Annotated in this window: 15 protein-coding genes and 1 pseudogene; 5 read left to right on the forward strand and 11 right to left on the reverse strand. The window is 58.6% G+C overall.

What is annotated here, in order from left to right; genetic code table 11:
• Nucleotides 1-29: 29 nt before the first annotated feature.
• Genes HU806_RS17090 through rfbB form a run of 6 tightly spaced genes read right to left on the reverse strand, consistent with a single transcriptional unit; the run spans nucleotide 30 to nucleotide 6637 of the window.
• Nucleotides 30-1421, reverse strand: a complete 1392-nt coding sequence (locus HU806_RS17090; protein ID WP_186612618.1) for a sigma-54-dependent transcriptional regulator — start codon at nucleotides 1419-1421, stop codon at nucleotides 30-32.
• Nucleotides 1418-3226: a sensor histidine kinase gene (locus HU806_RS17095; protein WP_186612620.1), complete on the reverse strand. Its 1809-nt coding sequence runs from the start codon at nucleotides 3224-3226 to the stop codon at nucleotides 1418-1420. Before HU806_RS17095 ends, HU806_RS17090 begins: the two co-directional genes overlap by 4 nt.
• A 36-nt stretch (nucleotides 3227-3262) precedes the next feature.
• Entirely contained in the window at nucleotides 3263-4144 is an 882-nt protein-coding gene (rfbD, locus tag HU806_RS17100) for a dTDP-4-dehydrorhamnose reductase (protein ID WP_186612622.1), read from the reverse strand.
• The gene (rfbC, locus tag HU806_RS17105; protein WP_186612624.1) at nucleotides 4141-4686 is read right to left on the reverse strand and encodes a dTDP-4-dehydrorhamnose 3,5-epimerase; all 546 of its coding nucleotides are present in this window, start codon (nucleotides 4684-4686) and stop codon (nucleotides 4141-4143) included. Before rfbC ends, rfbD begins: the two co-directional genes overlap by 4 nt.
• Complete coding sequence (gene rfbA / locus HU806_RS17110) at nucleotides 4683-5558, reverse strand: glucose-1-phosphate thymidylyltransferase RfbA (RefSeq protein WP_186612626.1); 876 nt, start codon at nucleotides 5556-5558, stop codon at nucleotides 4683-4685. Before rfbA ends, rfbC begins: the two co-directional genes overlap by 4 nt.
• Nucleotides 5555-6637 (reverse strand): dTDP-glucose 4,6-dehydratase, encoded by a 1083-nt coding sequence (gene rfbB / locus HU806_RS17115; RefSeq protein ID WP_186612628.1) that lies wholly within the window; start codon nucleotides 6635-6637, stop codon nucleotides 5555-5557. Before rfbB ends, rfbA begins: the two co-directional genes overlap by 4 nt.
• A gap of 165 nt (nucleotides 6638-6802) precedes the next feature.
• Here rfbB and HU806_RS17120 point away from each other — a divergent pair, with 165 nt between their 5' ends.
• The 5 genes from HU806_RS17120 to HU806_RS17140 all read left to right on the forward strand — a co-directional run bounded on the left by HU806_RS17120 (nucleotide 6803) and on the right by HU806_RS17140 (nucleotide 13952).
• Nucleotides 6803-9715 (forward strand): aminotransferase, encoded by a 2913-nt coding sequence (locus HU806_RS17120; protein ID WP_186612630.1) that lies wholly within the window; start codon nucleotides 6803-6805, stop codon nucleotides 9713-9715.
• Between the two features lie 179 nt (nucleotides 9716-9894).
• The gene (gene aguB / locus HU806_RS17125) at nucleotides 9895-10773 is read left to right on the forward strand and encodes an N-carbamoylputrescine amidase (protein ID WP_186612632.1); all 879 of its coding nucleotides are present in this window, start codon (nucleotides 9895-9897) and stop codon (nucleotides 10771-10773) included.
• A 3-nt stretch (nucleotides 10774-10776) separates the two neighbouring features.
• Complete coding sequence (gene aguA, locus HU806_RS17130; protein ID WP_186612634.1) at nucleotides 10777-11883, forward strand: agmatine deiminase; 1107 nt, start codon at nucleotides 10777-10779, stop codon at nucleotides 11881-11883.
• A gap of 241 nt (nucleotides 11884-12124) precedes the next feature.
• Nucleotides 12125-12325, forward strand: a complete 201-nt coding sequence (locus HU806_RS17135) for a hypothetical protein (RefSeq protein WP_186612636.1) — start codon at nucleotides 12125-12127, stop codon at nucleotides 12323-12325.
• 340 nt (nucleotides 12326-12665) lie between these two features.
• The gene (locus tag HU806_RS17140; protein ID WP_186612638.1) at nucleotides 12666-13952 is read left to right on the forward strand and encodes an OprD family porin; all 1287 of its coding nucleotides are present in this window, start codon (nucleotides 12666-12668) and stop codon (nucleotides 13950-13952) included.
• A 59-nt stretch (nucleotides 13953-14011) separates the two neighbouring features.
• On the opposite strand, the pseudogene HU806_RS26890 reads toward HU806_RS17140, so the two are convergent.
• From HU806_RS26890 to HU806_RS17160, 5 genes and pseudogenes are all read right to left on the reverse strand, one after another.
• Nucleotides 14012-14209, reverse strand: a pseudogene (locus HU806_RS26890) (DUF2247 family protein); the annotation flags it as partial.
• Between the two features lie 7 nt (nucleotides 14210-14216).
• A complete protein-coding gene (locus HU806_RS26895; protein WP_527251157.1) occupies nucleotides 14217-14510 on the reverse strand; it encodes a DUF2247 family protein in 294 nt (97 codons plus the stop codon).
• 83 nt (nucleotides 14511-14593) lie between these two features.
• Nucleotides 14594-14971 carry an Imm50 family immunity protein gene (locus tag HU806_RS17150; RefSeq protein ID WP_186612640.1) on the reverse strand — a complete coding sequence of 126 codons (378 nt, stop codon included), beginning with the start codon at nucleotides 14969-14971 and terminating at the stop codon, nucleotides 14594-14596.
• 93 nt (nucleotides 14972-15064) lie between these two features.
• A complete protein-coding gene (locus tag HU806_RS17155; RefSeq protein WP_186612643.1) occupies nucleotides 15065-15454 on the reverse strand; it encodes an Imm50 family immunity protein in 390 nt (129 codons plus the stop codon).
• 9 nt (nucleotides 15455-15463) lie between these two features.
• A partial coding sequence (locus HU806_RS17160; protein WP_186612645.1) for an RHS repeat-associated core domain-containing protein occupies nucleotides 15464-16248 on the reverse strand: 785 nt, incomplete at its 5' end.

Genomic DNA, 16248 nt, shown 5'->3' on the forward strand with positions numbered 1-16248 from the left:
CTCTTGTTTGAAGGTGAGTTGGCAGGCGCTCAATCGGACTCATCGGCCGAGCCAGGGTTGCTGTCGCCAAATGTAAGCCCGTGCTTGCGCAGTTTGTCGTGCAAGGTCTTGCGCGGAATGCCCAACGCTTCGGCGAGGCTGCGTACCGAGCCGTGGGGGCGGGCCAGCTCGGCGGCAATCAGGGTCTTTTCGAAATTCTCCACCTGCTCGCTCAGGCCGCCGCTGATGATTTCCACCGGCGCGCCTAGGCCCGTGTCGGGTGCGCTATTGTCCAGGGCCAGTTCCAAGCCCAGGGCGAAGCGTTCGGCGGCGTTCTGCAGTTCGCGGACATTACCTGGCCAGCCATGGCGCAACAGCAGCGCACGGTGGGCCGGCAGCAGTTCGTGGGGCGGCAGGCCGTGGCGCGCACTAGCCTCATCAGCGAAATGCTGGAACAGCATCAGCACGTCCTCACCCCGTTCGCGCAGCGGCGGGATGCGTAGCGGCGCGACATTCAGGCGGTAGTACAAATCGGCGCGAAAACGGCCCTGATCGGCGGCTTGGCGCAGGTCTTCCTTGGTGGCGGCGATGACCCGGATGTCCAGGGGGATTTGCTGATTGCCCCCCAGGCGCTCCACCACGCGTTCTTGCAGCAGGCGAAGCAGCTTGACCTGTACGTCCAGGCTCATGCTTTCGATTTCATCGAGGAACAATGTGCCGCCGTTGGCGAACTCGAATTTGCCGATACGGCGCTTCTGCGCGCCAGTGAAGGCGCCGGGTTCATGGCCGAACAATTCGCTTTCCACCACGGACTCAGCCAACGCGCCGGCGTTGATAGCCACGAACGGCCCGTTACGCCGGCCTGACAGGTCATGCAGTGCGCGGGCGACCACTTCCTTGCCGGCCCCCGTTTCGCCGAGGATCAGCACGTCGGCGCGGGTCGCGGCCAAGGCGCCGATCTGCTCGCGCAGGCGCGACATGGGGGCCGATTGTCCGACCAGCCGGGCGCTGAGTTCATGACGGTCACTGAGGGCCAGGCGTAGGCTGCGGTTATCCAGGACCAGTCGCCGCAAGGCCAGGGCCCGGCGTACGCTATCGAGCAACTGGTCACTGGCGAACGGTTTTTCGAGGAAGTCGTACGCTCCGGCGCGCATCGCCTGGACCGCCAGCGGTACATCGCCGTGACCGGTGATCAGCAGCACCGGCAACTCCGGATCCTGGCTATGCAATTGGCCCAGCAGTTCGAGGCCATCCATGCCCGGCATGCGTATATCGCTGACCACCACGCCCGGCCAATCGCGGGGCAATTGCCCGGCCAGGCCGTTGGCCTCGCCCAAGGGCAGGATCTTCAGTCCAGCCAGGTCGAGGGTCTGGCTCAGGGCCTGACGCAGATGGGGATCGTCGTCGATCAGCACCACCTCAATCTGGTTATCAATGGTCATACACTACGGTCCTCGGACGGTTGCAGGCTCACCCCGGGCGCACCGGCGCGCAGCTTCAGGGTAATCAGGGCGCCGCCTTCCTTGTGGTTGGCGAACAACAGTTCTCCGCCGAAGGCACGCATCAGGGTGTCGCAGATCGCCAACCCGAGGCCAAGCCCCTGGGTGCGCGTCTTGGTGGTGTAGAACGGCTCGCCGGCGCGGCCCAGGGCTTCCATGCAGAATCCCGGACCGTTATCGCGAATGTACAAGTTGACGCCGGTTTCCGTCGCCTGGGCACTGAGCCACAGTTTGCGCGGCGGTCCCTTTTCGGTCAGGGCATCAAGGGCGTTGGCCAGCAGGTTACCCAGCACCTGGCGCAGGCGCGTTTCGCCGGCCTCCACCCACAAGGCAGCGGCCGGCAAGTCGCGGATCAGCTCCACTTCCATGCTGCGCCGGCGTTTGGCAAGCAGCGCGAGGGCATCGTCGAGCGCCGGTTGCAGGGCGACGCTTTCCGGTGCGTGGCGGTCCCTGCGGGCGAAGGCGCGCAGGTGAGCGATGATCGAGGCCATGCGCCCGGTCAGTTCGCTGATCAGCTTGAGATTGCCCCGAGCGTCTTCGGTGCGCGAGTGATCGAGCAATATCTCGGCATTCTCGGCGTAACTTCGGATCGCCGCCAGCGGCTGATTGAGTTCATGGCTGATGCTGGCCGACATGGTGCCCAGGGCTGACAACTTGCCGGCCTGTACCAGATCATCCTGGGCGCGGACCAATTCCTGTTGGGCCTGCTCGCGCTCAAGCACTTCCTGTTTCAGGCGACGGTTGAGTCCCTCCAGATCGCTGGTACGTTCCGCGACCCGGCCCTCCAGTTCGTGACGAGCCTTGGCCTCGAAGGCGATCCGGTCCAGATAATGCCGCCGGCGCTGCATCATCAACCCGAGCAACAGCATCAATACCAGCAATGCTGCACCGCCGGTGGCCACCACCGTGCGCACTGGCCGGTCGATCAGCGTGCGCGGAGCGAGGATGCTCACGCTCCAGCCTGTCTCTTCGATGACTTGGGTCTGGGGCAGCCAGGCACCACTGTCCAGATGGAGCGGTTTAGGGTCCCGTGTCGGATAAGGCTGCACCGCACTGATTGCCTTGCTTTCTTCCTCGCTCAAGGGGCGGGTCGCGCGAAATCTCCATTCCTGGCGCGAGGTCAGGATCACTACGCCGTTGTGGTCGGTAACCAGCAACTGCTCAGGTGTCTTGCCCCAGAGGCTTTCGGTGTGATCGAGGTCAACCTTGACCACCAATACACCGATGACTTTTTCGCGATCGCGTACCGCGGCGGCGAAAAAATAGCCGCGCTTGCCTGACGTGGTGCCCAGGCCGAAGAAGCGCCCCAGGCGCCCGGCCATGGCTTCGATGTAGTAAGGGCGGAAGGCGAAATTGCGGCCGACGAAACTGTCGTGCTTGTCCCAGTTCGATGCCGCCAGGGTCTTGCCAGAGGCGTCCATCAGATACATGACTTCGGCGCCGGTCTGGGCGCTGATGTTTTTCAGCAACCGGTTGGCATTGCCCTGGGTGACCCCATCGTCCGGCGCCGACAGGGTCGCGCGCAGGGCCGGCAGCTCGCCGAGAATCTGCGGCAGCACTTCATAGCGGTGCAGGGTCCCGAGGAGGTTGGCCACGTAGAGGTCAAGAGTCTGGCGGTTTTGTCCAGCCAGTTCGCTGCGGTAATAACGCTCGGCCAAATGCTCAAGCGGCCATAGCAATGGCGCCAGGCACAGCGCAAGCAGGGCCAGGCTGCGCCAACGAGGTCTGCGGGGAAGGGTGGAATTCATGAGCATCGGGCGCCTGTGGTGACAAGCGCATTATGCCTAGGCTTGTCCGGCAAGACACTGCTGCAACGCGCTTCGCCAATCTGGCTGGCTTACACCCCATTCCTCGGTCAGGCGTGTGCAGTCCAGCCGTGAATTGAGTGGACGCGGCGCCGGGGTCGGGTACGCGCTGGACGGGATAGGCTCAAGCACCGCGCAAGGCTTGTGGTGTTCGACGAGGTCTTCGCCGATGGCTTGGGCAAAGCCGAACCATGACGTCTGGCCCTGGGCTGTCAGGTGATAGGTGCCCCAGGCGCCGCACCGCCCGGCCTGCCAGCGTTCGATCAGCTGCGCGGTGCTTTCGGCGATGGTGCCAGCCCAGGTCGGTGCGCCGATTTGATCAGCAACTACCCTAAGGTGAGACTTTTCCTGCAGCAGGCGTTGCATGGTCAATAGGAAATTGCGTCCCGCCGAGGAATAGACCCAGCTGGTGCGCAAGATCAGGTGTTCTCCACCGGCCTGGTGGATGGCCTCTTCGCCAGCCAGTTTGCTGCGACCGTAGACGCTCAGCGGGTTGGGCGTGTCATCTTCGGTGTATGGCTCGGGCTTTCGACCATCGAAGACGTAGTCGGTGGAGTAATGGATCAGCGGAGCGTCCAGCTCAGCAGCAACTTGGGCAAGGATGCCCGGTGCGCTGGCGTTGATGGCGAACGCGCGCTGCGCTTCGCTCTCGGCCTGGTCCACGGCCGTGTGGGCGGCGGCGTTGATGATCAGGTCGGGCCGCAAGGCCTCGACCTGCGGGCGAAGTTGATCCGGCTGCGCCATGTCGAGCTGGTTGCTACCCAGCACAATCAGTTCGCCCATGCCGGCCAGGCGTGATTGAAGCGCCTGGGACACTTGGCCGTTCTGGCCGATGATCAGGATGCGCAGGGAAGCACTCATGGGAACAGGTCTGCCTCACGCAAGGCCTTGCCGGCCTGGTCCTTGGGCGACAGGATCGGCGCGCCTTGCAGTTGCCAATCAATTGCCAGTTGCGGATCGTCCCAGCGAATGCAGCGCTCGGCGGAGGGCGCGTAGAAGTCGGTGGTTTTGTAAAGAAAATCGGCGGACTCGCTGAGCACGACGAAGCCGTGGGCGAATCCTGGCGGAATCCACAGTTGGCGGTGGTTCTGCGCCGACAGGCGTACGCCGGTCCACTGGCCAAAAGTAGGCGAGCTGCGACGGATGTCCACCGCAACGTCCAGCACTTCGCCCGCCGTGACCCGCACGAGTTTCCCCTGGGCCTGTTCAATCTGATAGTGCAAGCCGCGAAGCACGCCCTTGGCTGAGCGCGAGTGATTGTCCTGGACGAACGGGAGCGTAGACCCCGTGGCGTCGGCGAACGCTCGTGCATTGAAACTCTCATAAAAGAAACCGCGATCATCGCCAAACACCTTCGGCTCGATGATCAGCACGTCCGGCAGTCGTGTGGCGATGACGTTCAACGTGTTTCTCCAGCAATCTTGAACAGGTACTGGCCGTAGCCGGTCTTGCCGAAGTAATTGGCACGCTCGAGCACGTGTTCGCGGTTGACCCAGCCCTGCTGGTAGGCGATTTCTTCCAGGCACGCGACCTTCAGGCCCTGGCGATGCTCAATGGTCTGCACGTATTGCGAGGCCTCCAGCAGGCTGTCGTGGGTGCCGGTGTCCAGCCAGGCAAAACCGCGGCCGAAACGCTCGACATGCAAGTCCCCGCGTTGCAGATAGGCATTGTTGACGTCGGTAATTTCCAGTTCGCCACGCGCGGATGGCTTGATGGCCTTGGCGATCTCTATCACGTCGTTGTCGTAGAAATACAGGCCGGTCACCGCATAGCTGGACTTGGGGGCGGCAGGCTTCTCTTCGATGGAAACCGCGCACCCTTCAGAATCGAAGTCGATCACGCCGAAACGCTCCGGATCCTTGACCCAATAACCGAACACCGTTGCGCCACTTTGCCGGTTGACGGCGGTTTGCAGCTGCTCGCCGAAATGTTGGCCGTGGAAGATGTTGTCGCCCAGGATCAGGCACACCGGGTCCTTGCCAATGAATTGCTCGCCAATCAGGAATGCCTGGGCCAGGCCATCGGGAGTTGGCTGTTCGGCGTAGCTGAAATGCACGCCGAACTGGGCGCCATCGCCCAGCAGATTGCGATATTGAGGTAGATCCTGCGGCGTGGAAATGATCAGGATGTCCTTGATTCCGGCGAGCATCAGCACCGAGATCGGGTAGTAGATCATCGGCTTGTCGTAGACCGGCAATAACTGTTTGGAAACTCCGAGGGTAATCGGATGCAGCCGTGTGCCGGAACCGCCGGCCAGAACAATGCCCTTCATCATGCAATCGTATCCTTGTCGTCGAGCGAGCCCAGGCGCTCGCCCTGATAGCTGCCATCCTGGACGCGCCGGCACCACAGCAGGTTTTCGAGGTACCACTGCACGGTCTTGCGCAGGCCGGTCTCGAAGGTTTCCCGAGGTGTCCAGCCCAGTTCCCGTTCGATCTTGCCGGCGTCAATGGCGTAGCGCAGGTCATGGCCGGGACGATCCTTGACGAAGGTGATCAGGTCGGCGTAGTGCTCGACCCCCCCGGGCTTGTGTGGTGCCAGTTCTTCAAGCAGGGCGCAGATGCTGCGCACTACGTCGATATTCGTTTGTTCATTGTGGCCGCCGATGTTGTAGGTCTCGCCGACCACGCCTTCGGTGACGACCTTGAGCAGCGCACGGGCATGGTCTTCGACGAATAGCCAGTCGCGTACCTGCCGGCCATCGCCATACACCGGCAACGGTTTACCGGCCAGTGCGTTGAGGATTACCAGCGGGATCAGCTTTTCGGGGAAGTGGAACGGCCCGTAATTGTTTGAGCAGTTCGTCAGCAGCACGGGCAAGCCGTAGGTGCGCTGCCAGGCCCGGACCAGATGGTCGGAGGCAGCCTTGCTGGCTGAGTAGGGCGAGCTCGGTGCATAGGGGGTGGTTTCGGTAAACAAATCATCCACGCCGTGCAGGTCGCCATACACTTCGTCGGTGGAAATATGGTGGAAACGAAACGCCCGTTTTTGCGCCTCGCAAAGTGTCTGCCAATAGGCGCGGGTGGCTTCCAGCAGGCTGTAGGTGCCGACGATGTTGGTCTGGATGAACTCCGCCGGACCATCGATGGAGCGGTCCACATGAGACTCTGCAGCCAGGTGCATGATGGCGTCCGGTTGAAATTGCGCGAGCGCCGCACTGACGGCCGGTTGGTCGACGATGTCGGCCTGCACGAAGGCATAGCGGCTGTCGTGATCGATACTGCTCAGCGATTCCAGGTTGCCGGCGTAGGTCAGCTTGTCGAGGTTCAGAACCTGGTGTTCGGTGTCCAGGATCAAATGCCGTATGAGCGCCGAGCCAATGAAGCCGGCACCGCCGGTAATGAGAATGCGCATCCGGTTAAGCCTTTTTCCAAAAAGGGCAATGACAATGGAGCATAGCTTGTAGGCATGACGAGGGCGGTGCAAGCGAATACCCCAGGGACAAGAGAGGGGGTTGCTAATCCCTCGACTCAGTGGCGTGATAGGCGCCCAAGACAAAACCTACTCAGGGGTCGTTGTATGCCGCTCGCTACGTTGGTTCATCGTGCCAGTTTGCCAAGCCCACAAATCAGCGCCGAGCAGGCGTTGGTACTGCTGCGCTCGAATTACGGACTCAGCGGTGACCTGCGACCCCTCGGCAGCCACCAGGACGTCAACTACCGCGTCGACAGCGAACGCGGGCGCTTCGTGTTGAAGATTTGCCATGGCAACTACGCCGTCCAGGAACTCCAGGCCCAGCATGCCGCCCTCAAGCTGCTGGCCGAGCATGGCGCGGTGGAGGTGCCGCGAGTCATCGCCGCCAGCAACGGCCAGGACCTGCTGACGCTGGATGTCGACGGGCAAGCGGTCCATGTGCGCTTGCTGGAATACATTGACGGCCAGTCGCTCACTCAACTGTCGCACCTGACGCCCGACCTGGTGACCGGTCTGGGAAAATTGTGCGCGGACATGGACTTGGCCCTGGCCTCGTTCGACCACCCGGGCCTGGAGCGCACCCTGCAGTGGGATGCACGGCATGCGCCGGCCTTGATTGACCATCTATTGCCCATTATCAAGGATGATCAGCGCCGGCAATTGATCGCCGAGGTCGCGCAGCAGGCCGAACGGCGCTTGCAGCCGCTCAAGGCGAGCCTGCCGGTGCAGGCGATCCATATGGACATCACGGATGACAACGTGGTTTGGCAACGCGATGCCCAGCGCCAATGGCAATTACAAGGTGTGATCGATTTTGGCGACCTGGTCCGCACCTGGCGCATCACCGACTTGTCGGTAACCTGCGCGGCCCTGTTGCATCACGCCGACGGCGATCCGTTTTTCATCCTGCCGGCTATCAAGGCCTATCACGCGGCCAATCCGTTGCGGCGCGAAGAGCTTCTGGCGCTCTGGCCGTTGATCGCAACTCGCGCCGCAGTGCTGGTGCTCAGCGGCGAGCAACAAGTCGCTGTCGATCCGGTGAATCAATACGCTCGCGACAATCTTGAGCATGAGTGGGAAATTTTCCGCGTCGCCCATTCCGTGCCGCCTGAGTTGATGGATGCGGCGATTCTTGCCGCCGCGGATCACAGCCTGCCGTCCATTGCCAACGAGGGTTTCGCCCCTTTGCTGCCGACCTTGGTGGGACGTGATTTTGCGCTGATCGACCTGGGCGTACTCAGTCCACATTTCGAGGCCGGCAATTGGGAACAGGCTGGAATTGACCAACGTCTTCTCAGCGAAGGCGCGGCGCTGCACGGGTTGGCTGCCAGTCGCTACGGCCAGTACCGGCTGTCCCGCACCCGGCCGGACAGTGCCGTCGAGCCCGATACTTATCCGCTACACGTGGAATTGCATGTCCCTCAAGGTACGCCGCTGGAGTCGCCTTTCGCCGGGGTGGTGCACAAGGATGCCGAGGGCCTGTTGCGGCTCGACGGTCCGCAGTTGAGCGTGCGCTTGTGGGGTGTATCGTCGTCACTTCATTCCGGCGCCGCGCTGGTCAAGGGACAGGTCTTGGGTGAAGTGGTTGGCCCGTTGCGGGTTCAACTGTGCCGGGGCGCGCATCTGGCCCCACCACTGTTCTGCACGCCCTCCAGGGTGAAGGCCTGGCAGGCGCTTTGCCCATCGCCTGCGACGTTGCTGGGGCTGGCTTGCGATGCCGAGCCGGAAATCGATCCCGCCGCGCTGCTGGCCCGTCGCGATGCGAGTTTTGCTCGTTCGCAGAAGCACTATTACGTCGACCCGCCGCACATCGAGCGTGGCTGGCGTAACCATTTGATCGACATGCAGGGCCGCTCTTACCTCGACATGCTCAACAATGTCGCGGTGTTGGGGCATGGGCATCCGCGCATGGCGGCGGTCGCGGCCAGGCAATGGTCGCTGCTCAATACCAATTCGCGTTTTCACTACGCGGCGATCGCCGAGTTTTCCGAGCGCCTGTTGGCGCTGGCGCCATCGAACATGGATCGAGTGTTCCTGGTCAACAGCGGCACCGAGGCCAACGACTTGGCGATCCGCCTGGCCTGGGCCTACAGCAAGGGACGCGACATGCTCAGTGTCTTGGAGGCCTATCACGGCTGGTCGGTGGCGGCCGACGCCGTTTCGACGTCCATCGCCGACAACCCCCAAGCGCTCAGCAGTCGTCCGGATTGGGTGCATCCGGTGACCGCGCCGAACACTTATCGCGGCGAGTTCCGTGGCGCTGACAGTGCGCCAGACTACGTGCGCAGCGTCGAGCACAACCTGGCAAAAATTGCCGAGCAGAAACGCCAACTGGCCGGTTTCATCTGCGAGCCGGTGTACGGCAATGCCGGCGGGATCGCGCTGCCACCGGGGTATCTGAAGCAGGTCTATGCCTTGGTGCGCGAGCGCGGTGGCGTCTGCATCGCCGACGAGGTGCAAGTCGGTTACGGACGCATGGGTGAGTTTTTCTGGGGCTTCGAGGAGCAAGGAGTGGTGCCGGACATCATCACCATGGCCAAGGGCATGGGCAATGGCCAGCCGCTGGGAGCCGTCATCACCCGGCGAGAAATCGCCGAGGCGTTGGAAGCCGAGGGGTATTTTTTCTCCTCCGCCGGTGGCAGTCCGGTCAGTTGCCAGATCGGCATGGCCGTGCTGGATGTCATGGAAGAGGAGGACTTGTGGGAAAACGCCCGAGTGGTCGGAGGGCATTTCAAGGCGCGCCTGGAGGCCTTGATCGACCAGTATCCGCTGGTCGGCGCGGTGCATGGCTCCGGGTTCTACTTGGGCGTGGAGCTGATCCGCAACCGCGCCACCCTCGAGCCGGCCACCGAAGAAACCACGGCGCTGTGCAATCGTCTGCGGGAGTTGGGCATCTTCATGCAACCGACCGGTGATTTTCTAAACATCCTCAAGATCAAGCCCCCGATGGTGACCACCCGTCAGAGCGTGGATTTCTTTGTCGATATGCTGGCGAAAGTGCTGGAGGAGGGGCTGTAGCCAACCGGGAGTTGCCGGTCACCCTGCAGGCGTGGGTCCGCTCACGCATGCAGGGTATGATAAGCCGATTTTTGTCGGCTTTTTCTAGGGTTTTTTTCTTGTATATGATTCTTCTCCTCTTTCTAAGCCGATTTTTATCGGCTATAAAGTCGGCACTGCCATCGCCCAGGAGATGATTCATGACTCGTATCGTTACCGTCGCCGCCACTCAGATGGCCTGTTCTTGGGATCTCGAAGCCAATATCGAGACCGCCGATAAGCTGGTTCGCCAGGCTGCCGCCCAAGGCGCACAGGTGATTCTCATCCAGGAATTGTTCGAGACGCCGTACTTCTGCCAAAAGCCCAACCCGGACTATCTGCAACTGGCGACGTCGGTCGACGAGAACGTCGCCATCAAGCACTTCCAGAAAATTTCCAAGGAACTGCAGGTTGTGTTGCCGATCAGTTTTTTTGAACTGGCCGGACGGGCGCGTTTCAACAGTATTGCGATCATCGATGCCGACGGTCAGAACTTGGGCGTGTACCGCAAAAGCCACATCCCCGATGGGCCTGGCTATCATGAGAAGTACTATTTCAATCCGGGCGATACCGGCTTCAAGGTTTGGGATACCCGCTACGCCAAAATTGGCGTGGGCATCTGCTGGGACCAGTGGTTTCCGGAATGCGCTCGCAGCATGGCGCTGCAAGGCGCGGAGATTCTGCTGTACCCAACCGCCATTGGCAGCGAGCCGCACGACAAGACCATTTCTTCGCGCGATCACTGGCAACGTGTGCAACAGGGTCATGCCGGCGCCAACCTGATGCCGCTGGTGGCCAGTAATCGTATCGGCAATGAAGAGCAGGATGGCTACGACATCACGTTTTATGGCTCCTCGTTCATCGCCGATCAGTTCGGTGAAAAAGTCCAGGAACTCGGCGAAACCGAAGAAGGCGTGCTGGTACATAGTTTCGACCTCGACGAGCTGGAACACATTCGCAGTGCCTGGGGCACTTTCCGAGATCGGCGCCCGAACCTGTACGGCGCGATCAAAACCCTCGACGGCTCACTGGAGTCCTGATTCATGACAACTTTGCACAGCACTCCGCGCGCGGACGGTTTTCACATGCCTGCCGAGTGGGCGCCACAGACGCAGGTCTGGATGGTCTGGCCCGAGCGCCCCGATAACTGGCGCCTGGGCGGCAAGCCCGCGCAAGCCGCCCATGTGGCGGTCGCCAAGGCCATCGCCCGTTTCGAACCGGTGACCGTGGCGGTGTCCGCCGCCCAGTTCGAGAATGCCAAGGCGCGCCTCGATGTGCCGAATATCCGCTTGGTCGAGATGTCTAGCGATGACGCTTGGGTCCGGGACACCGGCCCGACGTTTGTAATCAATGACAACGGCGAAGTGCGTGGCGTCGACTGGGATTTCAACGCTTGGGGCGGGTTTGACGGTGGTTTGTATTCGCCATGGAACCGGGACTCGCAAGTGGCCGCAAAGATTCTGGAAATCGAGCGCAGCCCGCGTTATCGCACCGAAGGCTTTGTGCTTGAAGGCGGCTCGATCCATGTCGATGGCGAAGGCACCTTGATCACTACCGAGGAATGCCTGCTCAACCGCAATCGCAACCCGCATATGAGCCGTGAAGAAATCGAGGCAGTGCTCAGCGCCCAATTGGCGGTGGACAAGATCATCTGGCTGCCGGACGGCCTGTTCAATGATGAAACCGACGGCCATGTGGATAACTTCTGTTGCTACGTGCGTCCCGGCGAAGTGCTGCTCGCTTGGACCGACGATCCACATGACCCAAACTATCCCCGCTGTCATGCGGCGATGGATGTCTTGCAAAACAGCACCGACGCCAAGGGACGCTCGTTCACAGTGCATAAGATGCCTATTCCCGGGCCGTTGTACGCCACTGAAGACGAATGCGCGGGCGTAGACGCCGTTGAAGGTTCCCAGGAACGCAATCCGAGCGTCCGCTTGGCCGGCTCGTACGTGAACTTCCTGATCGTCAACGGGGGCATCATTGCCCCAAGTTTCGACGATCCGCTGGACGGCGCGGCAAGGGAATTGCTGCAAAGTCTTTTCCCGGAGCACGAAGTGGTGATGGTGCCTGGCCGGGAACTGTTACTGGGAGGCGGGAATATCCATTGCCTTACCCAACAGCAACCTGCGCCGTGGGTAAAATGAGTGGCGATGTAACAGCCCGGTAAGGTCAGTCGCAACGGCTCTGAGCCGGACTTTTTGGATCCATCCTGGTAAGCCCGCGTCCCGATTGGGGCGCGGGTTTTTTTGTGTCTGGTTTGTTAGCCACGGGCGACGTTGGCATAGCTCTTGTATCGCCATCCAGGCAGTTCCGAAAAACGGGGCTGCGTTGTTTTGTCATAAACCTCGGATAAATTGGCCGCTCATCAACCAGGAGGGCGCTGGAATGAACATGATAAGCGAGCGCACATGCCATCCTTTGGCTGTTAATGGTGAGTCGCTTCAAGCCTTGGCGCAGTGGTTGAAATCCAACGGAACGCGTCAGATCAGGGAGCCTGATCCGCGGCGGATGATCATGGAGCGCTACCCCGTTGGCCTGTTCAGCGAGGCAGAGCTGGAAGCGTTGTGGGATGTGATGCAAGGATAGAATTCGAAGGATTGATACGAAGCGCTGGCCGGGATGGCAGCGCTTTTTTTATGCGCATTGATTTCTGTTCGGCAGGATACATTCACCTAGCGTCTTAGACGTTTTTCGCCTAATCACAGACGATTCACGAAATTGACACAGGCTTCAAGGCGCGACTAGGATTCGCCCCACGCCTGTGGCCAACAGCCATGACTCTTAAATAATAAAAAGGCCCGACACGGTAACGTCGTGGGCGGGCCTTTTCATTATTTCCAGGAGCAAGAGTCTGAAAAAGAGCGCGAAAAGCGCCGTTTCGGTTGCCGGTTGCAGTGCGTATCAACTTCGTACAAGGAAAATAATCATGTTGAACACGCGCATCAGTTTGATCGCACTGGGGATATTGAGCTGCACACACGCCATGGCCAACGACCAAGCGCAGTCCAAGGGATTCGTTGAAGATAGCAGCCTGAAAGTGCTGCTGCGCAACGCCTACATCAACCGCGACTACAAGGACGGCAACCAGGACAAGGCCGAATGGGGCCAGGCGGCCATCGGTACGTTCTCGTCCGGGTTCACCCAAGGCACCGTGGGCGTCGGTGTGGATGCGTTCGGCCTGTATGCACTGCGTCTGGACGGCGGTAAAGGACGCTCCGGTGCACAGGGTATCGACTTCTTCAAAAAGGGTGACAGCGGCAACGCGGCCGACGACTTGTCCAAGTTCGGCGCCGCGGTGAAATTCCGCGTCTCCAGCACCGTCTTGGCTTACGGCGACCAGATGCCGACCCTGCCGGTCTTGAACTATGACAATTCCCGCCTGCTGCCGGAAAGCTATACCGGCACGTTGATCACCTCTAAAGAAATCAAGGGACTGGAACTGAACGCCGGCCGTTTTACCGCCGAGTCGCGCAAGAGCGCCGAGGGCCGTGACAGCGGCGGTTTGAAGTCGATCAACGTGTTGGGCGGCAGCTATCAATTCACCGAACAGTTCAAGGCTTCGCTCTACGCCTCGGATGTCGAGGACGTACTGAAGAAGCAGTACGTGAATGCCAACTACGTGTTCCCGCTGGCCAAGGATCAGTCGCTGACCCTGGACTTCAACGGCTACCGCACCAAGCTGGACAACAGCTACGTTCGCGAAAACAACGTCACCGGCGACGACAACAAAATCTGGAGCCTGGCAGCCACCTTCGCCACCGGCCCGCACAGCTTCACCCTCGCTCACCAGCGCAGCACCGGCGACAGCAACCTGGGCTACGCCTACGGCGGCTATCAGCGTGGACAGAATCGTGTCGGCGATGGCGGCAACACCATCTACCTGGCCAACTCCTACTGGTCGGACTTCAACGCCGAAGACGAACGCAGCTGGCAATTGGGCTATGGCCTGGATTTCACCACCTTCGGCGTACCGGGCCTGACCTATAACGTTGCGTACGTGCGCGGCGACAACATCACCACCTCCACCAGCGAGGGCGGAACCGAGCGCGAAATCTTCAACCAGTTCAAATACGTGGTCCAGGGCGGCCCGGCCAAGGATTTGAGCGTACGGTTGCGCAGCTCGGTGTTGCGCGTGTCGCAGAAGTCCAGTGAGTACAACGTCAGCGGGAATGAGCTGCGGGTGTTTGTGGATTATCCGATTAATGTTTTTTGATGGGTGATTGGGTTTAAAAATTTATATAAAACCCCGGCATGTTGATTGGCTGGGGTTTTTTATTGTGGGTTTCTCTGTTCGGCGAATAGTTTTTTATATCGCAATAGAACAGCTTTCCAATTTTTGAGCAGGTAATCTTCTGATCCTTCCATACCATCCGGTGCTGGCATGTAGCGAATCAATGGCGCTATTTTCTCTGGGTAATCGAAGTCTGCATATAATGTTTCTAGCTCTTCATATACGTTGCTGTATAGATGTTTATTGTCAAAAAAAAGAAAGTGACAGGAATAGCCAGGGTTCGGTTGTGTTTGCCGTTTCTTGCTGGCTCTGGCTCGCCAGAATGCTTAGCAGTTGATGTATGAGGTGCTGATTTTCTGCCGGTGCTACGGCAATTTCATATGCCTTCTCAGGGTGTGTAATGGTCAAGCTGCAATATATGTAAACTGAAATTCCCTTTTCATCTATGTACTTTTGTTCGAGCCCATATAGAAGGTCGCTCCAGTTTAACCATGGCGCTAGCCTATAGATGTAGTGGCCGTCGAGAGTCATCGATTGCATCGTTTTATCCCGCTTTTAATGGAGAACGCATCGATATTTTTCTGACCTATGTTTCGCCCCCTATGGCTCACTCGGGATGTTTTTTATAGGCGGAAGGGCCGCGCAGTAAATAGATCTTTGGTTTTGAGTTCGATTAGTGATTCGTTATTTGATGCGTGGATAATAAAGCTGTCATATTGCTGAGTGATTCGCAGCTGCAGTTTGTATTTTGTTGGTATGGTTGAGATTTTTAGCTTTTTTGGAAAGCTGCAATTCAACCCTAACTGGCAAGTGTTGAGCCCTGATTGCTTCCATTTTTGCGAGGGCATGTCAGCATATTCAGCGATATCGAATTCAAATGTGATTGTTGGAGTATTGTTGTCTATGCCTAACGAAAATAGCTCTATTTCCCCGATAGGTATGGGTGAGGAATAAATTTTGTTGAAAGAGGTGCTGCCTTGGAGGTCGTTCCAAAAAATCATTTTTCAATACTTAAAGTAGCCAAAGAGAGACGAAAAACTAAATTCCCGCTTTTCCCTCCCTTTCTGCTGCCCCCTTTTTTGCTGAAGTGAATGCTATTCGGAGTGGTCGTTGTAATAGGCTTTTATGTTGGAAATGGAAATGCCTCTGGCTATGCAGTTTATTACGCAGTTATCTGAAATTTTTAGAAGTATTTCGTGAGCTTCTGTGCTTTTTGCGATGGTTATACAGATGGAACCATGAAAATTAAATTTGCTGATGCTTATTGAATCAATTTGGTCAAGTAGTAGGTCGAATTCAAATTCGTTGTATCCGTTCTCTATCCATTTGGCGGGGCAGTTATTAGTCTCTATTGGGCTGGCTAATTTTAATGTTATTGAGCAGTCCATTAGGGTTGCATAGACGATGCTGAGGTATTCTGGTGTGTAATTATCTCCAAATACGGATGTCCATTTTTTTTTGTTTGTAATGTAGTCTGTCCACATGATCAGATCTCACTCGAAAACGTAGTGTCCTGAGACACTTCTAAGGTGGAGGGTCTTGTTTCGATGTCCATTTCCGGTGGCTGGGTCATGTTCTCTTACATTGAAGTGCGGCTTGTGTGATGCATGGTCACTAGGGTAGTCCTGATGGCCCCAAGAATGCTCTTGAATTACCACGCGATCATTATCAATGTTTTGATAGTGATACTCACGAGTGTAAACAGTGCGGCCTTCTGTATCCAAGACGTTTTGCTTCCCTACGCCGTTTTCACCTGTTTTGGTCAATGGAATGTGATTTACATTTATAGGATCGGCTGAGGTAGGAATTTTTGCGTCGCGTTTTGCTTCTCGAAACGCAGCTCTGCGAGAGCCCATTACTTTATCTGTACGGGTCCATTTCTGCTGTCCTGGACACTCATTCAACCCCAACGGATCCACCCACCCCGTCGGGTTGGGCACGTACAGGTAGGCATTCAACCCACCTGCCAGCTTTATCGGATCAGCCGTCAGATACCGCCCCGTCTCCGGATTGTAGTACCGATGTCGGTTGTAATGCAGGCCGCTTTCCCGGTCGTGGTATTGCCCTTGAAAACGTAGCGGTTGGTGCAGTCTCGGGCCGTTGCCGTGGCGCAGTTCGGTGAGTTTGCCGTAGCCGTTGTACCGCGCCGCCCAAACCACTTCGCCTTGATGACTGGTCAACTCCTGCGGCGTGCCGAGGTGGTCGAGGTGGTAGTAGAACGGTGTGGCTTTTTCTGGGCCTTCGCCTTCGAGCAGGGCGAGGGGGCGGAAGGTGCCGG

It is taken from the genome of Pseudomonas sp. SWRI154, assembly GCF_014268645.1.
GTDB classification, from domain to species: domain Bacteria; phylum Pseudomonadota; class Gammaproteobacteria; order Pseudomonadales; family Pseudomonadaceae; genus Aquipseudomonas; species Aquipseudomonas marvdashtae.

Coding starts and splice junctions, on each gene's coding strand:
- HU806_RS17120 (WP_186612630.1), top strand. CDS start 6,803: ATGCCGCTCGCTACGTTGGTTCATCGTGCCAGTTTGCCAAGCCCACAA.
- HU806_RS17095 (WP_186612620.1), bottom strand. CDS start 3,226: ATGAATTCCACCCTTCCCCGCAGACCTCGTTGGCGCAGCCTGGCCCTG.
- HU806_RS17155 (WP_186612643.1), bottom strand. CDS start 15,454: ATGTGGACAGACTACATTACAAACAAAAAAAAATGGACATCCGTATTT.
- rfbB (WP_186612628.1), bottom strand. CDS start 6,637: ATGCGCATTCTCATTACCGGCGGTGCCGGCTTCATTGGCTCGGCGCTC.
- rfbA (WP_186612626.1), bottom strand. CDS start 5,558: ATGATGAAGGGCATTGTTCTGGCCGGCGGTTCCGGCACACGGCTGCAT.
- HU806_RS17150 (WP_186612640.1), bottom strand. CDS start 14,971: ATGATTTTTTGGAACGACCTCCAAGGCAGCACCTCTTTCAACAAAATT.
- rfbD (WP_186612622.1), bottom strand. CDS start 4,144: ATGAGTGCTTCCCTGCGCATCCTGATCATCGGCCAGAACGGCCAAGTG.
- HU806_RS17090 (WP_186612618.1), bottom strand. CDS start 1,421: ATGACCATTGATAACCAGATTGAGGTGGTGCTGATCGACGACGATCCC.
- aguA (WP_186612634.1), top strand. CDS start 10,777: ATGACAACTTTGCACAGCACTCCGCGCGCGGACGGTTTTCACATGCCT.
- aguB (WP_186612632.1), top strand. CDS start 9,895: ATGACTCGTATCGTTACCGTCGCCGCCACTCAGATGGCCTGTTCTTGG.
- HU806_RS17135 (WP_186612636.1), top strand. CDS start 12,125: ATGAACATGATAAGCGAGCGCACATGCCATCCTTTGGCTGTTAATGGT.
- HU806_RS26895 (WP_527251157.1), bottom strand. CDS start 14,510: ATGCAATCGATGACTCTCGACGGCCACTACATCTATAGGCTAGCGCCA.
- HU806_RS17140 (WP_186612638.1), top strand. CDS start 12,666: ATGTTGAACACGCGCATCAGTTTGATCGCACTGGGGATATTGAGCTGC.